The organism is Sulfitobacter sp. CW3, assembly GCF_019392245.1.
Classification (GTDB): Bacteria; Pseudomonadota; Alphaproteobacteria; order Rhodobacterales; family Rhodobacteraceae; genus Sulfitobacter.
Genome location: NZ_JAHXRL010000002.1, coordinates 622532 through 645084 on the forward strand (window position 1 = coordinate 622532; position 22553 = coordinate 645084).

The following is a 22553-nucleotide window of genomic DNA, read 5'->3' on the forward strand; positions in this document are numbered from 1 at the left end:
CGGACTTGAAGCACGCAGGGCGATTTGCCGCCAAGCGATCCTGTGCGGCGCTGCGTGGCACCGCATATCCAAGTTGATATCTTTTCGCAATCGACCTCAGAGAGAATTGCGATGAATCCGCACCACCGGTAGGCGTGTTCACGCAAGCAGCGGAACAGAACCGGCCAGACGGACCCCGGCAGGGTTTGTGCAAAAAAGCCAAAATGTGCCGGAACGGTTTTTGGAATCCAGCGTTCAACCATAGCGATACAGCACTATCGCGATCCTAGTAATTTTTATCAGTAAAGAGGACGTAACAATGGCCAAAACGAAAACGCTTGATGACCTTTTTCTAGATACCCTGAAAGACATCTACTATGCCGAGCGCAAAATTCTGAAGGCACTGCCCAAGATGAAACGCGCGGCAACGGATGAAAAGCTGGCGCAAGCCTTTGAGAAGCACCACAGCGAAACCGAAGAGCAGATCGAACGGCTGCAAAAGGTCTTTGAAAGCTTGGGTAAATCTGCCCGCGGCAAGACCTGTGACGCCATTGAGGGCATTATCTCCGAAGCCGAAGAAATCATGGACGAATTCAAGGGGTCTCCGGCCCTTGATGCCGGTTTGATCTCCTCTGCTCAGGCCGTCGAGCACTATGAAATCACACGCTATGGCACGCTGCACCGCTGGGCAAAAGAGCTGGGCATGAAGGACGCAGCCAAGCTGTTGAATGAAACGTTGCAGCAAGAGTGGAAGACTGACGAAGACCTTACCAAGCTTGCTGACAAAACCGTGAATGATGCCGCAAAGGCGCCGGAAAACGCCTGAGGATGAATGTGGCGGGCGGGGGTGTTCGCCCCCCTGCCCGTCAATCAAATTTCATCAGATTTGGGTTTCCAAATGTGGTTGCAATGATCCGAACGGTTTCGTCTGGCGCAAGCGGTCGGATTATACCGTCACTGCGATCCCTGATGCCATTTTTCAGCGGAATGTCTTCTTTTTTCAAAGAAACACACCGCCGATCATGGGTCACCCATGGTTCAACCGTCCGGGCTGATGCCCGCATTATCCAGCAGCGTCGCCACCGACGAAAATGCCACTTCGGGTGCAGTCTGCTCTGATTTGCGTTGCGTGAGGAATGCCTCGCACGGGCCGGAAAAGGCAATGGCACGGTCCAGTTCGGGGTTGCTGCCGCTCCGGTACGCGCCAATGCGGATCAGTTCTTCCATATCGGCATGGGCGGCCAAGGCGCGGTGCGCCGCAGTCAGCAGGATATATTCCAATTCACTATGGCATTCGGGCAGTGTCCGCGACACACTGGATAAAAGATCGATCGCCGGATAGCGCCCCTTTTCCGCGATGCGCCGATCCAGCACGATATGCCCGTCCGTGATCCCGCGCACGGCGTCGGCAATCGGGTCGTTCATATCGTCACCATCCACCAGAACCGTAAAGATTGCTGTGATGTCACCCTTGCCCTCGAGCCCCGGTCCGGCACGCTCCAGCATCTGGGGCAGTTCGGAAAACACTGTCGGCGGATAGCCCTTTGCCGTTGGCGGCTCGCGCGAGGCAAGGCCGATCTCGCGCTGCGCCATGGCAAAACGCGTCACGCTATCCATAAGCAACAGAACATGTTGCCCTTGATCCCGGAAATATTCGGCAACCGCCATCGCGGTCCACGCCGCCTGACGCCGCGTGAGAGGCGGCTCATCGCCCGTGGCCACGACCAGTACGGCCTTTTTCATGCCCTCAGGCCCCAGATCAGATGCGATGAAATCCTGCACTTCGCGGCCACGTTCACCGACCAGCGCCATGACGACCACGTCACATTCCGTGTGGCGGGCGAGCATCGCCATCAAGGTTGATTTACCAACGCCCGATCCGGCAAAAATCCCAAGACGCTGACCACGGCACAGCGGTGTAAAAATGTCGAGCGCGCGCACATGGGTGGCCAGCTTTGGCCCGATCCGCTTGCGGTCAAAGGCACCGGGCGGCGACCCGCGCAACGGGCATGCTATGCTGCCCTCGGGCAGATGGCCCTTGCCATCAAGCGGCTTGGCAGATGCGTTGATCACCCGGCCTTTCCAGCTTTCGTCGGGACGAATTACATCACCGCTGGTTTCGACCTCGACCCGGTCCCCCGCCGCCACACCGCGCCACGACCCGAACGGCAGCAGCTCAGTGCCCTGCGCGCTCAGGCCCACGACCTCGGCATGGACGGGCCTATCAGCGCCATAAACAATGCAACGATCCCCGATGCCAAGCACCCGTTCCAGCCCGACCGCCGTCAGCGTAATGCCCGTGATCGCCCGCACTTCGCCGGTGATTTGGGCGTCGCCTGCGTTCCGCGCAAAGCTTGTCAGCTCGGAAAAGATGGTTTGCATGAATAATTTCCTCTATGAGAGAAGGTTATTATTTACTATACAAGAATTAACTAGGGGGTAGTATAAAAATGAACTTGTCTAATCTTTCTATCTTTGGCCTAGCTTCTGACCGGATGACATGGCTCGCCGCACGGCAACAGGTAACGTCGGAAAACATCGCGAACTCGGCGACGCCCAGCTTTCAGGCGCGCGACGTGACTTCCTTTCAATCGATGCTGGAAAACCGGACGTCCACCGATGCGGGGCTTGTCACAACCCACGCCAACCACATTTCCGGCACATCCGTTTCCGCCCCGGGCATCCGCGAGGTCAACGACAGCACGGCAACGGCCGCAACGCTGGATGGCAATACTGTGAACCTAGAAGACCAAGCGATCCGTTCGGCTGATATTAGCGACCAATACAGAATGGCAGCACAGCTCTACCGCAAGAGCTATGATCTTCTGACAATGGCAGTCACCGGCAGCAGGTAAGGAAAACTCATGGATCCTCTTCAGTCTATCGCCCGTATCGCCGCCAGCGGCATGACCGCACAAACGGCGCGTCTGCGGGTCATTTCCGAAAACGTGGCAAACGCTGAATCCACGGGCACAACCCCCGGGGCCGACCCGTTTCGCCGCAAGACCATCAGCTTTTCAGAATTGGTTGATCGTAATAATGGCGCATCAATGGTCGAGGTCGGGCGCGTTGGCCGCGACCAATCTGATTTCCGGTTGGATTTCGACCCCTCGCACCCTGCCGCCGATGAAACCGGCTATGTCAAACGGTCGAATGTCGACCCGATCATCGAGATGGCAAACATGCGCGAAGCGTCGCGCAACTACGAAGCCAACATGAACATGTTCGAAGCCGGTCGCCGGATGCGTGGCCAGATGCTCGACCTGCTGAAGTGATGTCAAAATGAGCGATCCTGCCTCCCTGATTTCCTCTGCCGCTGTTCGCGGTGCCTATCGCACCTCGCAATCCCTCACGGGGCAAAAAGGCGAAGGGGCCGCGGAAGAGGTCAGCGCCACCAGCTTTTCCAACATGGTGCGCAGCGCCTCGGAAGCCGCGCTTGAAACCGTGCGCGCAGGCGAGGCAACAGCGCAGGCCGGACTGCGCGGCGAGGCCGACACCCAAAATGTAGTGGAAGCAATGTTGGCGATGGAATCCACCGTCAAAGTGGCCGTTTCCGTCCGCGACCGCTTTGTCGAAGCGTATCAGGAAATCCTGCGGATGCCGATCTAGGCCATGACAGAGGTCGAAGCCTATGATGTCATCTCAGACACCGTGTTGGCCGTGCTTTTGGCATCCGGTCCGGTGCTGGGCGTGGCGCTGGTTATCGGGCTTGTGATCGCATTCTTTCAGGCGCTGACCCAAATTCAGGAAATGACCCTGACTTTCGTCCCCAAGATCGTAATGATCTTTGTGACCCTGCTGGCCGCGACCCCCTTTATGTATGCCACGCTCAAAAGCCTGTCGGACACGGTTTTCGATCTAATCGGGAGCGGCGGGCTATGAAAGGCGCACGGTCGTTGGTTTGGGCCGGAGTGTTGGCGCTGATGTTGTGCAATGCGGCAGGGGCCGAAGGCTGGGCGCGGTTCTATGTGCCCACCCAAAAACCCAGCGTCGCACCATCTGCCAACAGCCGTTCGGCACGCGGTGACGACATTGGCATCTGCATCCGCGAAATTCTTGCTGCACAAGCCCGCCACGGCATCCCCGACAACCTGCTGTTGGCCATCGGGCTGCAAGAAGCGGGCACCCGGCGGAACGGGCATTTCACGGTCTGGCCCTTTGCGGTCAACGCCGCTGGCACGGGGCGTCTTTTCGACAACCGTGCGGCCGCGCTGGAATGGGTGGCGAAACGGCAGCGGGCGGGCGTGCAATCAATCGATGTGGGATGTATGCAGATTAACCTGCGCTGGCATCCCGACGCCTTTGTTGATGCCAGCCAAGGGTTCGATCCGCGTACAAATGTCGATTATGCGGCGCGGTTTCTGAAACGGCTGCACAAACGCACCGGCGACTGGATGCAGGCCGCAGGCGCGTATCATTCGTTCGAGCCACAGTACCGCGATGCCTATCTGAGCAGGCTGCAAAGAAATATCTCGGCTGCAAACGCCGGTTTGCCGGAATTCATCGCGCTCGCCAGTGCCACGGGAACATATCGTGCCGCCCCCCGCACCGCGCCGCGTAAACCTGCTGGCAGCGTAGCGGTCGCGCGGGGCACATGGGGTGCCGAGTTGGGCGGGGATGAAAATTCACGCACCTCGCTATACTCGGCCCAAGAAATCCAACCCGTGCTACCACAGTTCACGACCATCACCTCCGAGACAACGGGATGAGCGATACACCTCCTTCCACGCTGCCAAGTCTGGCCATGCTGCGCGCCAACAAAGACATCGGTTTTGCCGTCGGTATGGCGCTGGTGCTGGCCGTTCTGTTCCTGCCGCTCCCCCCGATCCTGCTGGATTTGGGGCTGGCGCTGTCGCTCTCTCTTAGTGTGCTTATCTTTATGGTGGCGCTCTGGATTCCCTCACCGCTCCAGTTCAACTCCTTTCCCACGTTGCTGCTGGTCACCACCATGTTGCGGCTATCGCTCAACGTCGCCTCGACCCGGTTGATCCTTAGTCAGGGCCATACCGGGCTGCATGCCGCTGGTGACGTGATCCAAGGCTTTTCCAAGTTCATCGTGGCAAATAACTTCGTCATCGGTGTGGTGATTTTTGCGATCCTCATCGTGATCAACTTTGTCGTCATCACCAAAGGTTCGGGCCGCATCGCCGAGGTCGCCGCGCGGTTCTCTCTTGATGCGATGCCGGGCAAGCAGATGGCGATTGACGCCGACATGGGTGCAGGTCTGATCGACGAAGACGAGGCACGCAAACGTCGCAAGGAACTGGAAGACGAAAGCGCCTTTTTCGGGGCGATGGACGGTGCATCGAAATTTGTACGTGGCGATGCGGTCGCTGGGCTTATCATCACCTTGATCAACGTGATTGGCGGCATTCTGATCGGTGTCCTGCAACGCGGTATGTCTGTGGGCGATGCGGCAAATGTCTTTACCTCATTAACCATCGGGGACGGGCTGGTCAGCCAGATTCCGGCGCTTGTCGTGTCTCTTGCTGCCGGTCTGATCGTCACCAAGGGCGGTACGCGCGGCGCTGCAAACGAGGTGGTTCTGAACCAACTGTCGAGCTTTCCCAAGGCGCTTTATATGGCGGCCCTGTTGCTGTTTGGCATTGGCCTATTGCCGGGCTTTCCGCTGTTTGTCTTTGCCGTTCTGGCAGTCGCAATGAGCGTTCTGGGCTATTTCATCCAACGCGCCGCAGCGGAAGCCGCCATTGAGAAAAGCCACGCGGAAGCGCTGGAAAAACAGCAAAAATCCATCCCCGACGCCGATGCCAATTCGATGCGCCTGGACGAGCTGCGGCTGGTCATGGGCGAAGGATTGGTGGGACTGGCCAACCGGCCTGATGCGGTGTTGCCGAGCAAGATTAAATCCCTGCGCAAACATTTTGCCGAGGAATACGGATTTCCGATGCCGTCGGTCAGGATCAAGGACGACCCGACCCTGCCCATCAACAGCTATACCTTTCAGGTGCACGGCGTGGACGTGGCACGCGGCGATATCCGCGCCAATCAGATGATGGTGATCAATCCTGATGGTGCCGCACTGCATCTGCCCGGGGAACAGACCCGCGAGCCGACATTCGGGCTGGATGCGCTGTGGGTGGATCAAAACGTTGCAGGTCAGGCCGAGGCCAACGGGTTTACCGTGGTCGACCCCGAAAGCGTCATTACCACCCACCTGACCGAAGTGGTCAAAGAAAACATGGCCGAGCTGCTAACCTATGGCTGTGCCAAGGAAGCCATTGATGGGCTGGACCGCAATTATCAGAAACTGGTGTCCGACCTGCCTGTGCCATCGCCCGCGATCATGGTGCAACAGGTGTTGCAGGCATTGCTGCTGGAACGCGTATCCATCCGCAACCTGCCGCTGATCGTCGAAGCCATGGCCGAGGCCACACGTCAAACCAGCAAGCCCACCTTGATCCTTGAAACCGTTCGCCGCCGCCTGTCGAGCCAGATTTGCCAAGGGCTGGCCGATGATCAGGGTTTCGTGCCGGTGATCACTCTGTCGCCCGCATGGGAGACCGAGTTTATCGAGGCGGTAAAAATCGTCGGTGATGATCGCACCTTTGTCATGTCGCCAAAACGGGTTCAGGAATTCGTCCTGCAAGCCCGCCAACAAATCCAACGGTTTGCCAGTGATGACGCGTGGCCCGCGTTGATGGTCAACCCCGAGGCCCGGACCTATGTGCGTTCGATGCTCGAGCGGGTCAGCCCCATGACGCCGGTTATTTCCAACGCCGAAGTGCACCGCAAAGTGTCGTTGCGGACGGTCGCCACCATCGGGTCTTAAGCAGTGGATCTCTCTGCCTTTCTGACGGACGCGCTGATGGGGTACTTCGTGGTTTTTGCGCGGCTAGGGGCGACCTTGCTGTTTATGCCGGGCTTTGCCGAACCGTCAATCCCAGTGCGCCAGCGGCTGCTGTTCGGTCTGATCCTAAGCGCTGCACTGTATCCCGCCACCGGCGTGGGCCCCATCAGCGAGGACCGCCCCACAGCGCTTTTGTTGATCTTTGGCGCGGAAATCACCATCGGGCTGTGGATCGGTTTGGTCGCACGAACATTGATGTCGGCGATGCAATTCGCGGGCTATCAGATCGCGCTGATGTCAGGCCTTGCCAATGCGCTTGCCCCGAATATCGGTGCCTTTGAGGGGGCAACCAGCATGGCGGCGATGCTTTTGGTCGGGGCCACCGCATTGATCTTTGCCACTGATCTGCACCATCTGATTATTGAATCGCTGCTGATGTCTTATCAGGTGTTCCAACCGGGAAATTTCATGCTGTCCGATCTGATGGATCAATACGCGCGCGCGGTTCAGTACAGCCTGTACCTTGGCCTATCGATTGCCGCGCCGTTTTACGTGGCTGGGCTGGTGCTGAACGTCGGAATGGGTCTGGCCAACCGCATGATGGCCAGCCTGCAGGTCTTCTTTATCGCGCAGCCTTTGCTGATCGCGGCGGGGTTGGCATTGATGGTGCTGGCAATCCCGACCATGATGCGCGGGTTCCTTGAACCCTTTGCGGAATGGCTGGCAACCTACGGATTCTAGATAAATGTCGGAAGAAGACAAAAGTTCAAATACCGAAGAACCGACCGAAAAGAAATTACGGGACGCGCGCAAGAAAGGTGACGTGCCGCAATCACGTGAAACCGGCACCGCCATGGTCGTCTTTGCGCTGCTGTTGATCTTGACCTTTGTACTGCCGGAATCGGCCAGCCGCCTTGTCGAGGCACTGCAAAGCCCGCTGTTGGGGGCCGGCGTGACCGCCATTGGCACGGGTGATACAGGCGTTGCCGAAGCAGGTATTGTGCTAAAAACGCTGGGCTTTACGCTTGGCATGGCGATGGTCCCGATTGCAGCGATCATGGTACTGGCCGCGCTTTTCGGGGTCATGGTTCAGGGCGACACGGTTGTCGCAGTCGAGCGGATCAAACCAAAACTGTCAAAGCTTAACCCGTTGTCAGGGTTCAAACGGCTGTTCTCGGTCGATGCTTTCGTTGAATTCCTCAAGAACACGGCCAAGGTTCTTGTCATTGGCGCGCTCACCGTCTGGGCGGTGCGCGACGTGGCCCAACAGCTGGGACAAGCCCAAGGGCTCCTCCCTGAAAGTCTGGCTGCGGCGACGCTGGACAAAGTGCGCTGGATTTTCATTGCCACCACGGTGTTTCTGGTCCCGATCGCGCTGGCCGACATTCTGTGGAAACGGTCGCAATGGAAGAAAAAGCAGATGATGAGCCTGAAGGCTGTCCGCGATGAACACAAAGACAGCGAAGGCGACCCGCATATTCGCGCCAAACGCGCCGATCTGCGGCGGGCGCGGGCACGGCAGCGGATTGCGCAGGCGATCCCGACCGCCAGCGTTATTCTGACCAACCCAACCCATTTCGCCGTCGCGCTGAAATACGAACAGGGCAAAGATGACGTGCCCGTCTGTGTTGCAAAAGGTGCCGATGTGATGGCGCACCGTATCCGTGAACTGGCGCGCGAACATGACATACCGATGATCGAAAACCGCCCCCTTGCGCGGGCGTTGCACAGCACAGTCGAGGTCGATCAGCGCATCCCGATGGAACATTGGCAGGCCGTGGCGGAAATCATCGGGTTTGTGATGGACATGCGGCGGAACGTTCGGCGCAAGCCGCCCGAAGGTTCGACCCTGCGCGACCAGTAACAATCAGCGCAGGCGCAGACCCTCAAGGTTCCTGTCGGCGGGCAGCTTTGAACGCTCGAGGATGATCTTGGTGATCAGCCGGGCACGTACCAGACTAAAGGCCCCCATGATCTGCGCCGCGTCACGTTCAGGCATGGCGCCGATCACCTCTACTGCGGTCTCGATGTCAATTTCGTCCATGATGCCCGCAGCCACCTGCGGCTTCATGTTTCGATACAGCTCGACAAGCTTGGTCATGTCCTTCGCGTTGGAGTCTTCGATAAACTGCAACTGGGCACCGATTTCATCCCGAACTTTGGCAAGACGCACCTGTTCGGCTTTCAGGCTTTCCTGCGCAAGGGCCAGACGCGCCTCGCGGTCCGCCACGGTCTGGCGCTGATCATTAAGAAGGGCGCGTTCTTCGGCGATTGCTTCGGCAATCACATGGCTGGGTTCGCACATCCCGCTGCTGCCGGGTGCCGTGGCATCATAGGTTTCCGCTGGCAAGGTGGGCGCGATTTCAACCGACAGGGGCGCATTGCCGCTCGGTGTTTCAGCGGTGGCAGCCATCGGAACCAGCCCGACCGACAGCTTCAAAACCGCAGTAACACCCAACCCCAGAACAATGAGTTTCGGCACCGAGAGCCAGCTCATTCCTTGCGTTCCTTGGTGATGTCAAAAAACGTGCGGACCAAATCAGACTTCCCCGGAACCGAAGACTGACCCCGGACCGGGTTCTTTACCTTCATAGGCGCTTCTTTTTGCGGCGTACTCGCCATGTCACGCTCGGCCATCGGGCGGCGGGTCTTTTTCATGGGCGGCTCGACACGTCGGGTGACAGCGCTGAGCGTGCGCAGGTCTTCGACCGATTTGGTGGATTGATCCACGGCGCTGGAAAACGCCCCAACCATTGGTGCCATTTCACGCAGGGTCAGCATCAAGTTACGCACCCGTCGATCCAATATATAGGCATAGACCAGCGTGCCGATCAGCAACACGATAATGACGGCATCAATCAAGGCTGGCAGCATCTGCGATCCCCTCTTCCTTATTCTTTGGCAGCAAAGAATGAATGACCCGCAGCGCCAGTGCGCCATTGCTGCGCTGGCCAAACGATGCCTCGAACATCGGCTTTGCGTTCACCATGCCTATTACCGGCGTGTCCAATGTCATACCCAGATCAAGGACATCGCCGGGGGCCCAGCCCAAGACCTCGCGCAGCGGAACAGTCATCTCCCGAAGCACACCGGTCACCGTCACCGTGGTGCCGGATATCTGCGTGTTCATTTCGCGGCGCGAACTGCTGTCCCCGCCCGATCGCCCCCCCAAAAACGGTTGGGCCAACTGTGCGCTGACTTCGTCCAGTGCACCATAGGGCAGGATCAAGGTCATATGCCCGTTGCGATCTTCAAAGTTCAGGCGCAACCGGACACGCAATGTTGCTGTGGTTGGCGGTACCAGCAAAACGGACCTAGGGTTTGATTCTAGCGTATGCGTCGTGAAGGTGACCGGGCTGACCTCGGCAAAACAACTGCTGAGACCGTTCAGGCACAATTCGGCCAGACGGCGACCCAGCTTTTGCTCGATCGCCGTAAGCCCGCGCGGCTTCCATTCGTTGGGCTGTGCTCTGCGCCCGCCCAGCATGATCTCTAACACCGAAAACAACAGATCGGGTTCGATCACGCAGGCCACCTGGCTGTCCCAAGGATCAGCCGATGCTACGGCAATAAGCGACGGCGTCTTAACCGTTTCCATTGCGTCTTCGTAGGGCATGTAATCGAGCGACATCAGATCGATCTCGGGCGCGATGGTGCAATAGGATTTCAGATCGGGCACCAGCGCCAAAAGCAGCCGGTCGATGATGATCTCTAGCGTTGGCAATCGCTCAAAGCTTTCGCGGGCCTCGCGGATCATCGTTTCTTCAAGTGTTTCGTCGGGTCGGGTCGCTGTCATGCTCATTGAACCACCATATCTGCAATGAGAATTTCAACCGGCGCTTCGGTGTGGCCCACTGCACGTGCGCGCCGCAGCAATTCGGTTTTTATCAGGGCCAACCCCTGGCTGCCCCTTAAGTCGCTGACATGCAGTTGGCGCAGGAAATCCTGAAACGTGTCGCGCAGATAAATCTCGCGTGCCACCAACCGGTCGGCACCTTCGCGCGTGTCATCGTAAACCATCAGCATATTCAGCTTTAGAAACCGGCTGGACTGCCGTCCGTTTATACCGGTGTCGGTGACGTTTACGATGATTTCGGGAAAGGGGATTACCGGCATATCACCCGGATCGATCTCACTTACGCCATGCGCACCGGCGTCAGCTTCGTCGCCATGCTCTGCACCTGCGTGATCTTGGGCCTGCTCATCATCCGCGCCATCAGCGGGCGCGGCTTTGCTCAGGCCGACCATCGACAACACCTTGTCGGACCCGATAGCCAACGTAACCCCGCCGACCGCGGCAAGGATGCACAGTACGCTTACTGCAAGAATGACAAGAGTCTTTTTCACCTTCATAGCTTTGACAAAGACCTGTACATTTACATGAAAAACAAGAATAGATAGAACTCAAAACAAGTTTTAATGCAATACAAACATGTTTATTTGTTGAATAATCAAGTATAAACTTGTGTGTACTTGCCTCCTACGGGTCAACCGGGAACGTTGGAGGCCATACTGCCAAGCGAGGACACGTGCGTCAGATTGTCGATAACCTTAAGGATCTAGGCCCACGGCGACTGGCGCTGTTGGGCGGTATCGGGCTGGCCATCGTTGCGGCTGTGTTTATCGGTGCCCGTACAATATTCGCGCCCGCCTTTGTGCCGCTTTACAGCCAGCTTAGCCCCGGCACTGCATCGCAGATGATGCAAACCCTTGAACAAGCAGGCCTGTCTGTCGATCTGTCACGCAATGGCGATACGATATCGGTCGCAGAAACCGAGATTGCCCGCGCGCGTATGGCCCTTGCCGATGCTGGGTTGCCGGGCGAAGGCGTGCCTGGTTGGGAAATCTTCGACAACATGTCCGGCATGGGGATGAACTCCTTTATGCAAAAGGTGAACCGGCTCCGTGCGCTTGAGGGTGAATTGGCCCGGTCCATTCAGACCATCAACGGCATCACGGCCGCGCGGGTACATCTAGTATTGCCCGAACGGGCCGCGTTCTCGCGATCACGCCCCGAGGCCAGCGGATCGGTCATCGTGCGCTCACAGGCCAACACAACCATGTCCCGCAGGCAGGCGCAGGCCATTCAGGCGTTGGTCGCTTCGGCTGTGGCTGATCTAGACGCCCAAGACGTAACCGTGCTTTCCGCCTCGGGCGAGACGATATTGGCCAAAGAAGACGGCGGGACATCAGATTTTTCGTTGCAAAGCCAACGCGGTATGATCGAAGAGCAACTGGCCCAGAAGGTAGAGGCGATCCTGAACGCCCGTGTCGGCCCCGGCAATACCCGTGTGCGGGTCAGTGTCGATCTGACCACCGAAAGAGAAGTCCGCGTCTCGCGCAGCTTTGACCCCAACCAACAAGTCGCCCGATCGATTGAAACCCGCGTACGGAATTCGAACGAAACAGACCCGGCGGCGGGCACCGTGGACGTGGCCAACAATATCCCCGATGAACTGCGCGAAGACGGGGCCGGAGGCGGCGGACAATCAACCCGCAGTGAAAACGACGAAGTCATCAACTATGAAATCGGCTCCGTCCAAAGCGAAGTGGTCCGAGAGCCCGGTGATATCGAACGGATATCCGTTGCTGTGCTGGTCAATGGCAGCTACGGAACCCTGCCCGACGGCACAGAAGGCTATATCGAACGCTCGGATGAAGAGATGCAGCGTCTGCGGCAATTGGTCAGCACCGCCATCGGTTTTGACGAGACACGCGGTGATCAGGTGCAGGTCGACAGCCTTCAGTTCTTGGATTTCGATGCCGATTTCAGCAACCCCATCGGGCGCGGCTTCGGTGCCATTTTGGCCGACAACACCATGTCTATTTTACGCGCACTGTTCGGACTGGCGCTGGTTGCCATCATCATGGTGTTTGGTGCCAAACCGTTGCGCATGATCCTTGATGCCACCACGCTTACGCCGTCTTTGGCGGGTGCCGGTGGTGACGCTGCTCTGCTCGCGGGGCCTGAACCCACGCAACGCGCGCTGCCCGGTAAAAACACCCCGCCCCGACTGGGAACCTCGCCTTCTGGACAGACCGGAACGCTGCTTGACCCACACGAAGAAATCCCCCGCGAAATGGTGCAACTGGCCTCGGTCGAGGGGGCGGTACGTCACAGCCAGATCAGGGCCGTCGCGGCACTGGCAGAGAACAACGCAGACGATGCCTTGCGAGTGCTGGGTGAATGGCTGACGGAAAAGGATGACAAATGATCTCCAGATTGAACCTGCGCAATTTTGACGACGATGGCACCGCACCGACCGGTAATCCGGACGTCACCCCCGACGAAGAGATCGCGGCGCGGATCGCCAAGGCGCATAAACAGGGCCACATCGAAGGCTATCTGACCGGCGCAGACGCCGGGCGCGCGGAAATGGCCAAAACAATGGAAAAGGCGCAGACCGAAATGGTCGAGACGCTAAGCCAAGAACTGGCGCGGCTTGCCGTTGCTGCCGAACAGCGGCACGAGGCGCTTGTCGCACAGGTGGTCGGCTTTACGCTGCAAACCTGCGAGATCATCTTTCCCGAAATCATCGAACGCATGTCCGCCGAACGGGTCAGAAAAACCGCAACGAAGTCGTTGAAAATGGCCATCGGATCAAGCCGGATCCGGGTCCGTCTTTCCCCCGCCACACTGGCCGAAATCGGTCCGGAACTGCGGATGCAAGCCGTCCGCCACCAATGCGATCATGCGCTAGAGCTTCAGGCCGATCCCGACCTGCACGTAGGCGATGCGCGCATGGAATGGGACCACGGCAGCCTCGACTACGGTTTCCAAAAAATCTGCGACCGGCTTTTGGCCGAACTGCGCGACACTCATAAACGGGCGATAGATGCTCAGAAGGATAAGGACGGACATGGACAAGCCTGACCTGGAAAACCCTAAAACCAACGCTGAAACCGATGCGCAATCGCCAGCGTCGCCCGCCCTTGCCGACGCGCTTGGCCAACCTGTTTCACCCGACGCAAACCACGACAAAACCGTGTTCCCCAACCTAGACAGAGAAGACCCCACACTTGACGGGGTCGACGCGGCGCGCCTTCAACAAGGCGGTGCTGGCATCAATGCGATGCTGAACGTCGGGCTTGATGTGCAGGTCGTGCTGGGACAGGCGCGCATGCCGATCTCGCGGCTGTTGGAACTGACACGCGGTTCGATCGTGGAACTGAACCGCAAAATCGGCGCACCTGTCGATTTGATGGTCAGTGACCGGTTGGTTGCCCGTGGGGATCTTGTCAAAGTCGGAGAAGACCGTCTGGGCGTGTCGTTGACCCAGATCGTCAAGGATTATGTCCCTGACTAATTTCGATCATCTGCTTCGGTACGCGCCGGGCCGGCTTTTGCTGGCCGGGCTGGTGCTGTTTGGCACCGCCGGGATTGCCGCTGCACAGGATGGCGGGTTTCTGGGGGCGTTGTCCGATGTGGTGGGCAATGCAGCCCCCGGCAGCGACGAAAACGCCAATCTGTCGGGCCGGATCGTACAGTTCATTGCCCTGATCACTGTGCTTAGCATTGCCCCGGGGCTGCTGGTCGTGATGACCAGCTTTACGCGGTTTGTTATTGTTCTTTCCATGCTCCGCTCGGCCTTGGGCCTGAACCAGACGCCCCCTAATATCGTGCTGACATCGCTTGCGCTGTTTATGACCTTTTTCGTAATGCAACCGGTGTTCGAGGATGCTTATGAAGGCGGGCTTGTCCCCCTGTTGAACAACACGCTGGCCGAAGAACAGGCGATCGAGCGGATCGCGGACCCGTTCCGTGCCTTTATGTTCGTCAACACGCGGCCTGAGGATTATGCGCTGTTCGTTAACGTCACTAAGACGGATGAAGAGGCAGAGCAAACGGCCCTACCAGAAACCGCCTCAGAGGCCACCTTTCGCCATCTTGTGCCGGCCTTCATGATCTCGGAGCTGCGCCGCGCCTTTACCATCGGGTTTTTGATTTACCTGCCCTTTGTCGCCATCGATCTGATCGTCGCCTCGGTCTTGATGAGCGCAGGGATGATGATGCTTCCGCCCGTTCTGATCTCGTTGCCGTTCAAGGTTATTTTCTTTGTGCTGATCGACGGTTGGTACATGCTCGCGGGGTCATTGATCGAAAGTTATGTACCGTTGGCCAGCGGATGACCTGCGCTTGAGAAGGAGTGTTTTATGACCACCAATACCCTTACCGAAGGTCGCAGCACCGCGATCAAGCTCAAGAAGATGAAAGGCCCGACCAAGGCCGCCATCACCTTTTTATGCTTGGGCGAACAGGCCGGATCAAAGCTGATGCAAAGGCTTGGCAGCACCGAAATTGAACGCATCACAGCCGCCATGAGCCAGCTGGGGCCGATTTCGTCCGAAGTGGTCGAGGCGGTGCTAGCCGAGTTCACGGAAAAGGTCGTGAGCGGGACCGGTTCCGTCGTGGGGTCGATGTCGACAGCTGAATCGATGCTGCGCAAATTCCTGCCCGACGATCAGGTTGCCGACATCCTGAACAACGTCCGCACCAACAAGCGGGAAGACGCGATGTGGCGCGGTTTCGGGGCGCTGAACGAAACGGTGATCGCAAACTACCTGAAGGGTGAACATGATCAAACTGCGGCGGCGATCCTTAACAATGTGGATACGGCAGTCGCGGCCAAGGTGCTGCCGCTTTTGGGTGCCGAGCGTATGCATGACGTGGCCGAGCGTATGATCACGATGGAGGCCGTCCCCCTCCACATGATGCAGCAGATCGAAGAAACGCTGAAACTGGACATCATGTCGGATGCGATACACACGAGTTCGGCTGAAACGCATCAACGCATGGCGGATCTGTTCAACAAACTGGATGTTCAGGCCTTTGAACAACTGTCCGGTGCCTTGAACACACGGGTCCCCGAGGCGTTTCAGGCCATAAAACAACGCATGTTCGTCTTTGACGATCTGATCAAACTGAACATGCAGGACATTTCCCAAGTGATGCGCGGGCTTGAGGGCGAGACGTTGCCGCTTGCCATGCGGGGCGCAAAGAAAGAACTGCGCGATCACCTGATGGAATGCCTGCCGCAGCGGTCGCGCCAGATGTTGATGGACGAAATGGAGGCAGCCGGGCCAGTGCGAGGACGCGATGTGCGTGCCGCTCAGGCTGACATGGTTAACTATGCCAAGACCCTCGCCGATGAGGGCGTGATCGAGCTGCCGTCGAACGCTGATGATGACGACGAGCTGTTCGAATAACGCTGCGGGTCAGCTGTAGCTGCCGTAACCGTTGCGCACGATGGTAGGGATATCGATTGTGATGATGTTAAAACTGCTCCCCTGCGACGAGGAAACAGCGCTTGCCATCAAGGTCAACGCGGCATTCGATTGCGACGTGATCCCCTCGAGCGCATCGTAAACAGCAGAGAAACGCGAAACGAGCCTGTCCACCTCTGCGGGGTCTTTCAATTTCTCGATGTCGAATTTCTGGGCAAACAGTTCTGCCTGACGGTCGATATCAATCTGAATGACCTCGTCGGGCAGGCCAAGCGCGCGGCGCATAAACGTGCCCAAATCTTCGTCTTTCAACACGTCGAACCACGTATTGATCTCGGACGCTTTGGCTTTGAACTCAAGCGCAAGACCGGCCCCGGTATTGTCCTCGGCGGCGCTGTTAAGCACGATACGTTCCTTGAACCGCGCGACCATGTCGGCCTGCCAGTCGGTGTCGTCAAAATTCGCGCTTGGCCCACCATCCGGGGCAAAGCCAAGGGTATCGTACATCTCGCGTATTTTGGGGTCGGTCAGGCGATTTACCAACGAAGTGTTATCCGAAACATCGCTTTCCAGCGCCTTGCGGACCAACGCCTTACCGAAAATCTGATCTTCAAGATCAAAGGCGCGCATCACGAATGTATACACTTCGGTATCTGCAATCAGCTCTTTGGCGGACCCGATCGAACCGATACGTTCACTAAACGCAGCAACCTGCCGGGCGTTCAGGGCATTATTCGCAACCAGATCAAGCTGCTTGTCGCGGGTCGCGTCAAACAGTTTAACGGCCAATTGCGTGCCCATCCCGCCCAGCGATATCATACGTGCACCATTTCCTGAGGGCGCGCGCGTGGCACCGGGCTAAGTTGCATCAGCTCTGCCTCGTATTTCAAGACGCCCCGCAATTCGCTCATGGCTTTGTAGTAGTCCGACATACTCACGTAGTTCGCCGCTTCCATGATGCGGCTTCGCATTTCCGGGCCAAAACAACAGGCCAGTTCGGCCAGACCTTGCTGGATCATTGTAAGCACCTGATCGCGGGTTTCTGGCCGGATCAATGCCGTCTGCAAAAGGAAATAGACCTTGGACACGGGGGTCGATTGCGCCTCGGGCTTTAGCAGATCAGATTCGCGCACGATGTCGGCACGGTTCTCGACTGTCAGTGCTTGGCGGCGGTCGCCGTTCCTGATCACGCAGCCGTTTACCACAACCCGTTCGCGCGGTTTCAGTGTTAATTTCAACATGTTAAACCTCCTGCACCGCAGCTGTGGCCGCCTGACCAGCAAGCCCGGCCACAATATTTGTATTGATCACGACCAGCCCGGCGACCGTACCTTTGCCGGCCATCAGGCCCGATGTTTCACGATCTACCCAAAGCGCCAACGAGATCAGCGATGCCTTGAGTGCCGGAGGCATCGCGTTTTCGGGCTCTGCCAGATCATGGCGCAGGGCGGCCCAAAAACGCTGGTTTTCATAAAGACTGTCGCGCAACCCGCCGGCAAGGATCGCCAGACGGTCTGCAGGGCTTTCGCTCGCGTCGAAGTCCTTGCCCTTTTCGGCAAGGTCATGTGTCACGCGCGACAGAATCCGGCGTTCAATCTGGCGGGGTGTATCGCTTTCCCGGATGGTCTTTTTATATGCGGCCAAGCTCATTTATTTGCCTCTTTTATCTTATTTTCTGCTCGTGTTGTCCCCGTCCGGGGGCACCTCTTACCTGATGTGGCGACAGCCATATCTATTGCCTTACTTGAATAGGCTCAGGATATTCTGCGGCGATTGGTTCGCGATCGACAAAGATTGTGTAGAAAGCTGCTGCTGCACTTGGAGAGACTGCAAACGCGCTGCTTCTTCTTCCATGTCGGCATCGATCATGGATCCAACACCCGAATCCAACCGGTCGGTCAATTCGTTAAGAAAGTTCTGCTGCGTCTCGATGGATTTTTCGACAATACCAAGCCCGGTCGCCGCATCAATCACAGAGGAGAGATATACTTCGGCGTTTGTCATAGCCAATTCCAGATCCGCTGCGGTCGTGGTGTTATCAATGGTAATTGCGGCAAACGTGGCTTGCACCGCTTCAAGATCGGTCGACGTGAAATCAATGCTTGTGGTTGACAGGGCACCGGCAGAACGGCTGACACCGGAAACCACTTCTTTGGCACCTGCGCCGGCGGTGGAAATCAGGTTTTCACCGTTAAAAGATGACTGGTCAATCGCGGTTTTCATCTGCGCAGCCAGGGCGGTAAGTTCTTTTTGAACGTCGGTTTGATCGACACCTTCAGTCTGGGCAAAGGCCATGCGATCAACGAACTGCTGTGCCAGATCCACCATGGTTTCAGCACCAAGACGGGCAGTAGAGACAGAGTTTTTGGCGAGTGTCAGGCCCTCGTTAACGGCTTTATTCATGCCGCTTTCGGAATCCATCGTCGTCGAAATCGAAAAATAGGAAGCGTTATCCTTGGCGGAGTTAACCTTCATTCCGGTCGAAATACGGTTTTGGGTTTCGCTAAGCTGATCGTTAATATTGCGCAAAGTCGACAGCGCATTCATCGCCGACGTGTTCGTGAGGATTGAGGACATGTGGTCTCCGTACTGTTCTAGTAAGTTTCAAGTCGTCTTCTGACAACCGCAAGCCATGTTCCGTCCTAGTTTGGTAGTGTTCCGGCCCCAAATATATACCCGGGGCCGGAAGAGTTATGATTGCCTAGGTTGGCATTAACGGAACAAGCTCAGGATGTTTTGTGGAGCCTGGTTTGCGATGGACAAAGATTGTGTGGAAAGCTGCTGCTGCACTTGGAGGGACTGCAAGCGTGCCGCTTCTTGTTCCATATCAGCATCAACCATCGAGCCGACACCGGCGTCGAGACGATCGCCCAGCTCGCTCAGGAATGTTTGCTGATTTTCGACCTGCTTCTCGCCGATACCAAGATCAGTCGCCGCATCTGTCACAGCCGCGAGGTACCCTTCGGCGTTTGTCAGCGCAAGTTCCAGATCAGCTGCGGTTGTGGTGTTATCGATCGCAATCGCGGCAAAAGTGGCTTGAACAGCCTCAAGATCGGTCGCGTTGAACGCAATCTTGGTTGTCGCCAAAGTGGCACCTGAACGGCTGACACCGGAAACAACGGTTTTGGCGCCAGCGCCAGCGGCCGAAATCAGGTTCTCGCCGTTAAAGGAAGACTGATCGATTGCTGTCTTCATTTGCGCAGCCAAGGATGTAAGTTCTTTTTGAACATCCGCTTGGTCAACGCCTTCGGTCTGTGCAAATGCCAGACGATCGACAAACTGCTGCGACAAATCAACCATGGTTTCAGCGCCAAGACGGGCGGTTGAGATCGAGTTTTTGGTCAGTGTCAGACCTTCGTTTACAGCTTTGTTCATGCCGCCTTCGGATTTCATCGTTGTAGAGATCGAGAAATAAGAAGCGTTATCCTTGGCGGAGTTAACCTTCATGCCCGTAGAGATACGGTTTTGGGTTTCGCTAAGGTTATTGTTCACGCTCCGCAGAGTGGAGAGTGCGTTCATTGCGGAGTTGTTTGTGAGGATGGAGGACATGGTATTCCTGACTATTCTTAGTACGTCATGTCGTCATTCTGACAACTGCGGGGATTAGCCGCGTTAACTGTTTTACCCGCAAATCTGTCAACATTGAGGCAAATCAAAAGCTTTTGTCCACGGATGTGGCAGGTGTTGCGCGGTTGACACGCTTTGCACCCCCACGTCCGTACAGCCCTGCGATGCTATGCCGTTCACGTGTGTCAGATACTTCTTGGATAATTTCTGCTGTTGCGCGCTGCGCCTGCTGAAGATGCTGCTGGTCCCGCAGGATCAGGTCTTTCAGCCCGCTTAGCTGCTCTTTACTCACCGCTTGGGGGTTTTCCTGCAATTGTTTTTCCAGAACTGCGCTCAAACGCGCTTTCTCCCCTGCGTATTCTACCAACTGCGAAAACTTGCCGCCCTCGACAGCTGCGATTTCCTTGCGCAAGAGATCGCCCAAGGCATCGACTGCGGCCAGCGCTTTGCGTTGATTGTTCATAGGTCTTGCCCTGTTTGATAACGCTGGATCGCGGCTTCGATGCCCTTGGCAATGCCTGTGGAATTCTGTTCGGCAATACTGCGCCCGATCGCGTCAGACAGGAAACTGCGCCACGTCTCTTCTGCATGGCCGCCACCGAAATCACCGATATTCACGGTCGACAACATTTCATCGACCATCTGGCCCAGAAACATCGCTTCGAAATCCTGCGATGATTTCGAGGGCACCTGCCGGTTCTGGCTGGCCGTCGTGGCACCAGACGTGGAAAGCGGCGTGGCGGAAATGGGAGGGAGTTCCATGCAAATACCTCCTAAATAATTTCAAGGTCGGCATGCAACGCGCCTGCCGCTTTGATGGCCTGTAAAATCGAAATGGTCTCGGTCGCACCCACCCCGATGGCGTTCAACCCATCGACCAAACGTTGCAGACTTACCGAACCGTCGATAACCGCAAACTTCGCATCGCGTTTTTCGACCGTGACCGTTGAATTGGGCACGACCACCGTGGTCCCGCCGATGGACAGCGATTCAGGCTGACTGACATCGAAATCGTCGCGCACGGTGACAGTCAGGCCGCCCTGGCTGACCGCGACCCGGTCAATCCGCACATTGGCACCGATGACGATAGTGCCTGATCGCGCGTCGATTACGACTTTTGCAACTTGATCCGGTTCAACCAACAGCGGCTCGATATCGGCAAGCAGATCGAACAGCGAAACCTTACCGCCCTCTTCTATGGCGATTGTGCGTGAATCCAGTGCCGTGGCAATCGGGCCAATCGCTTCGTTGATGACCGTTTCAACCCTTTTGGCCGTGACGAAATCGGGATTACGCAGCGCCAAAAGAACGCGGTCCAAATCCTTAAACGCAAACGCGACCTCGCGTTCGACAATGGCCCCGTTTTCGATCCGGGCCCCCGTTGGGACGCCCTCGACAATCGAGGCATTCAGCCCCTGCGCCGCATATCCTGCGACGGCAATCGGGCCCTGTGCCACGGCGTAGATCTCTCCGTCGGCGGCGGAAAGCGGTGTAACAATCAATGTCCCCCCGCGCAGCGATGATGAATCGCCCAAGGAGGATACGACCACATCAATGGTGCTGCCTGCGCGGGCAAAGGGTGGCAACGAGGCCGTGACCATAACGGCGGCGGTGTTTGACGTACGCATCTGGTCTTCGGTCAGGTTGCCGATGCCCAGCCGTTCCAGCATGCCTTCGATGGCGCTGCGCGTGAACGGCGCATTGCGCAATGTATCGCCGGTGCCATTCAGCCCGACCACCAAGCCATACCCGACCAGTTGGTTCGAACGCACGCCTTCGACCGTGACGATATCCTTGATCCGCACCTGCGCGCTGGCGGGCGCGCAAAGGCCAAACATCAGGCCGATCAACAGGAATTTGACGATGATATTCATGGTCTGCTGTACCGGCCTACATAAAATTCAGAAATGACATGTTCGAAAGCCGTGCCGTCACCGCATAGCTGGATTCCAGCTGGGTTTGCAGTTGGGTCAGGCGGGTCGCTGCATCATATTGATCGGTTCCTTCCAGCAGCAGTCTTTCACTGTCCAGAAAGCCGCCCCGGCCTTCTTGCGCTGCAATGGTGTCGGCCAGCCGGGTACGTTTCAGCCCTGTGTTGGTCTCAAGCTCGGTCAGTCCGCTTAATCCGCTGGCGATTGCATCGCGTGCTTCGCTTGCCCATGCTTCGCGGGCGTCGGGATCGCTGATCTGGTTTACGTCAACGGCGCTTAGCATCGCCAGCCCGCGCAATAGATCACGCATGGCCGGATTATTCGCCTGCGCGGTTTGGGCAATCGTTTCCGTCTCTGATATCCGCGCCGTCAGCGGCGAATTCGGCTGACCGCCACCATCCGTCGCCGGGGTACCATTGTAAAAGCTGGCCTCGAAGTTGCGCGCGGGATCGCCGGTGTTAAGATCGTTGAAAATATCCTTCATGGCGTCGATTGCGGTCTGCACATCGGCCAGCGTATTCAGCCCGCCGCTTACCACATCATCCACAATGCCCGATGGCGACAAGCCGGTATCAGGGTGCGGCGTGTCCCAGCCCTGCATCGGTTTCGTGTCGGTCGCGGTTCCCGACATAAGATAACCCGAACTATCACTAACCCCGCTACGTCCGATCAAGGTGTCGATTGCCGAACGCGCCGCCTGCGACAGCTGCGCCGAGGTCTGCCCGGCAGAGGATTGCGCCAGAAACGACTGTTCCAGAACGTCTTGCCCGGCATCGCGGATTGCACCCAGTGATGTTTCAACCGCGAGAAACCGACCGTCCAACAGCGCGTTTGACGCAAGAAAGCCGTCGTTGCGCACGATCTGCATGCGGATGGCGATGGCGTCGGCGGATTTATGGCCAAGCGCATCATAGGGATTGGCCTTCAATCCTGTCGTCACCTCGTATGACGTATCCGAGATTTGCGCAGCAAGACGGCTGGTGGTCTCACGCTGGCGCAGGCTTTGCAGGGCGGTCGATACTGTACGGGATATTTCGCTCATT

28 protein-coding genes are annotated in these 22553 nt (G+C 57.3%); 14 read left to right on the forward strand and 14 right to left on the reverse strand.

All coding sequences use genetic code 11. The features are described from left to right. Positions 1–298: 298 nt before the first annotated feature. Positions 299–805, forward strand: a complete 507-nt coding sequence (locus KZZ06_RS06440; protein ID WP_219579207.1) for a ferritin-like domain-containing protein — start codon at positions 299–301, stop codon at positions 803–805. Positions 806–1017: 212 nt separating this feature from the next. Here the strand turns inward: KZZ06_RS06440 and fliI are convergent, their stop codons facing one another. After that, entirely contained in the window at positions 1018–2361 is a 1344-nt protein-coding gene (gene fliI / locus KZZ06_RS06445; RefSeq protein WP_219579208.1) for a flagellar protein export ATPase FliI, read from the reverse strand. A gap of 68 nt (positions 2362–2429) precedes the next feature. On the opposite strand from fliI, the gene flgB reads away from it, so the two are divergent. The 8 genes from flgB to flhB are packed head-to-tail and all read left to right on the forward strand — an operon-like array spanning position 2430 to position 8651. Then, positions 2430–2834, forward strand: coding sequence for a flagellar basal body rod protein FlgB (flgB, locus tag KZZ06_RS06450; RefSeq protein WP_219579209.1), 405 nt, complete (start codon positions 2430–2432; stop codon positions 2832–2834). Between the two features lie 9 nt (positions 2835–2843). Continuing rightward, complete coding sequence (flgC, locus tag KZZ06_RS06455) at positions 2844–3254, forward strand: flagellar basal body rod protein FlgC (protein ID WP_219579210.1); 411 nt, start codon at positions 2844–2846, stop codon at positions 3252–3254. A 7-nt stretch (positions 3255–3261) separates the two neighbouring features. Further along, the gene (locus KZZ06_RS06460; RefSeq protein ID WP_219579211.1) at positions 3262–3588 is read left to right on the forward strand and encodes a flagellar hook-basal body complex protein FliE; all 327 of its coding nucleotides are present in this window, start codon (positions 3262–3264) and stop codon (positions 3586–3588) included. Between the two features lie 3 nt (positions 3589–3591). Further along, on the forward strand, positions 3592–3861 hold the full coding sequence (locus KZZ06_RS06465) for a flagellar biosynthetic protein FliQ (protein WP_219579212.1): 270 nt from the start codon (positions 3592–3594) through the stop codon (positions 3859–3861). Continuing rightward, positions 3858–4688: a lytic transglycosylase domain-containing protein gene (locus KZZ06_RS06470; protein WP_219579213.1), complete on the forward strand. Its 831-nt coding sequence runs from the start codon at positions 3858–3860 to the stop codon at positions 4686–4688. The genes KZZ06_RS06465 and KZZ06_RS06470 overlap by 4 nt, the downstream gene beginning before the upstream one ends. Further along, positions 4685–6769 carry a flagellar biosynthesis protein FlhA gene (flhA, locus tag KZZ06_RS06475; RefSeq protein WP_219579214.1) on the forward strand — a complete coding sequence of 695 codons (2085 nt, stop codon included), beginning with the start codon at positions 4685–4687 and terminating at the stop codon, positions 6767–6769. Before KZZ06_RS06470 ends, flhA begins: the two co-directional genes overlap by 4 nt. 36 nt (positions 6770–6805) lie before the next feature. After that, a complete protein-coding gene (locus KZZ06_RS06480; RefSeq protein ID WP_257884217.1) occupies positions 6806–7528 on the forward strand; it encodes a flagellar biosynthetic protein FliR in 723 nt (240 codons plus the stop codon). 4 nt (positions 7529–7532) lie between these two features. Continuing rightward, a complete protein-coding gene (flhB, locus tag KZZ06_RS06485; RefSeq protein WP_219579216.1) occupies positions 7533–8651 on the forward strand; it encodes a flagellar biosynthesis protein FlhB in 1119 nt (372 codons plus the stop codon). Between the two features lie 3 nt (positions 8652–8654). On the opposite strand, the gene KZZ06_RS06490 is transcribed toward flhB, so the two are convergent. The 4 genes from KZZ06_RS06490 to fliL are packed head-to-tail and all read right to left on the reverse strand — an operon-like array spanning position 8655 to position 11134. Next, positions 8655–9284 carry a MotE family protein gene (locus tag KZZ06_RS06490; RefSeq protein WP_219579217.1) on the reverse strand — a complete coding sequence of 210 codons (630 nt, stop codon included), beginning with the start codon at positions 9282–9284 and terminating at the stop codon, positions 8655–8657. Then, on the reverse strand, positions 9281–9661 hold the full coding sequence (locus KZZ06_RS06495) for a flagellar motor switch protein (RefSeq protein ID WP_219579218.1): 381 nt from the start codon (positions 9659–9661) through the stop codon (positions 9281–9283). The genes KZZ06_RS06490 and KZZ06_RS06495 overlap by 4 nt, the downstream gene beginning before the upstream one ends. After that, the gene (locus KZZ06_RS06500) at positions 9642–10589 is read right to left on the reverse strand and encodes a flagellar motor switch protein FliM (RefSeq protein ID WP_219579219.1); all 948 of its coding nucleotides are present in this window, start codon (positions 10587–10589) and stop codon (positions 9642–9644) included. The genes KZZ06_RS06495 and KZZ06_RS06500 overlap by 20 nt, the downstream gene beginning before the upstream one ends. Then, positions 10586–11134, reverse strand: a complete 549-nt coding sequence (gene fliL / locus KZZ06_RS22655; protein WP_219579220.1) for a flagellar basal body-associated protein FliL — start codon at positions 11132–11134, stop codon at positions 10586–10588. Before fliL ends, KZZ06_RS06500 begins: the two co-directional genes overlap by 4 nt. A gap of 182 nt (positions 11135–11316) precedes the next feature. On the opposite strand from fliL, the gene fliF reads away from it, so the two are divergent. From fliF to KZZ06_RS06530, 5 genes are read left to right on the forward strand one after another with little or no spacing between them, the layout of a single operon-like run. Next, complete coding sequence (gene fliF / locus KZZ06_RS06510) at positions 11317–13002, forward strand: flagellar basal-body MS-ring/collar protein FliF (RefSeq protein ID WP_219579221.1); 1686 nt, start codon at positions 11317–11319, stop codon at positions 13000–13002. Then, positions 12999–13661, forward strand: a complete 663-nt coding sequence (locus KZZ06_RS06515; protein WP_219579222.1) for a FliH/SctL family protein — start codon at positions 12999–13001, stop codon at positions 13659–13661. The genes fliF and KZZ06_RS06515 overlap by 4 nt, the downstream gene beginning before the upstream one ends. Continuing rightward, positions 13648–14094, forward strand: a complete 447-nt coding sequence (locus tag KZZ06_RS06520; RefSeq protein ID WP_219579223.1) for a FliM/FliN family flagellar motor switch protein — start codon at positions 13648–13650, stop codon at positions 14092–14094. The genes KZZ06_RS06515 and KZZ06_RS06520 overlap by 14 nt, the downstream gene beginning before the upstream one ends. Continuing rightward, a complete protein-coding gene (fliP, locus tag KZZ06_RS06525) occupies positions 14081–14917 on the forward strand; it encodes a flagellar type III secretion system pore protein FliP (RefSeq protein WP_219579224.1) in 837 nt (278 codons plus the stop codon). Before KZZ06_RS06520 ends, fliP begins: the two co-directional genes overlap by 14 nt. Before the next feature lie 24 nt (positions 14918–14941). Continuing rightward, positions 14942–15994, forward strand: coding sequence for a flagellar motor switch protein FliG (locus KZZ06_RS06530; protein ID WP_219579225.1), 1053 nt, complete (start codon positions 14942–14944; stop codon positions 15992–15994). 9 nt (positions 15995–16003) lie between these two features. Here the strand turns inward: KZZ06_RS06530 and KZZ06_RS06535 are convergent, their stop codons facing one another. The 9 genes from KZZ06_RS06535 to KZZ06_RS06575 all read right to left on the reverse strand — a co-directional run bounded on the left by KZZ06_RS06535 (position 16004) and on the right by KZZ06_RS06575 (position 22552). Beyond that, positions 16004–16831: a DUF1217 domain-containing protein gene (locus KZZ06_RS06535; RefSeq protein WP_219579226.1), complete on the reverse strand. Its 828-nt coding sequence runs from the start codon at positions 16829–16831 to the stop codon at positions 16004–16006. Next, positions 16828–17253 (reverse strand): flagellar biosynthesis repressor FlbT, encoded by a 426-nt coding sequence (locus KZZ06_RS06540; protein ID WP_219579227.1) that lies wholly within the window; start codon positions 17251–17253, stop codon positions 16828–16830. Before KZZ06_RS06540 ends, KZZ06_RS06535 begins: the two co-directional genes overlap by 4 nt. Position 17254: 1 nt before the next feature. After that, entirely contained in the window at positions 17255–17662 is a 408-nt protein-coding gene (locus tag KZZ06_RS06545; protein WP_219579228.1) for a flagellar biosynthesis regulator FlaF, read from the reverse strand. A 90-nt stretch (positions 17663–17752) separates the two neighbouring features. Next, positions 17753–18589 carry a flagellin gene (locus KZZ06_RS06550; RefSeq protein ID WP_219579229.1) on the reverse strand — a complete coding sequence of 279 codons (837 nt, stop codon included), beginning with the start codon at positions 18587–18589 and terminating at the stop codon, positions 17753–17755. Between the two features lie 135 nt (positions 18590–18724). Then, entirely contained in the window at positions 18725–19561 is an 837-nt protein-coding gene (locus KZZ06_RS06555) for a flagellin (protein ID WP_219579230.1), read from the reverse strand. Between the two features lie 103 nt (positions 19562–19664). Further along, the gene (locus tag KZZ06_RS06560; RefSeq protein ID WP_219579231.1) at positions 19665–20042 is read right to left on the reverse strand and encodes a hypothetical protein; all 378 of its coding nucleotides are present in this window, start codon (positions 20040–20042) and stop codon (positions 19665–19667) included. Continuing rightward, positions 20039–20341 (reverse strand): rod-binding protein, encoded by a 303-nt coding sequence (locus tag KZZ06_RS06565; protein ID WP_219579232.1) that lies wholly within the window; start codon positions 20339–20341, stop codon positions 20039–20041. Before KZZ06_RS06565 ends, KZZ06_RS06560 begins: the two co-directional genes overlap by 4 nt. A gap of 11 nt (positions 20342–20352) precedes the next feature. Next, positions 20353–21453: a flagellar basal body P-ring protein FlgI gene (locus KZZ06_RS06570; protein WP_219579233.1), complete on the reverse strand. Its 1101-nt coding sequence runs from the start codon at positions 21451–21453 to the stop codon at positions 20353–20355. Between the two features lie 16 nt (positions 21454–21469). Next, on the reverse strand, positions 21470–22552 hold the full coding sequence (locus KZZ06_RS06575; protein WP_219579234.1) for a flagellin: 1083 nt from the start codon (positions 22550–22552) through the stop codon (positions 21470–21472). Position 22553 lies beyond the last annotated feature (1 nt).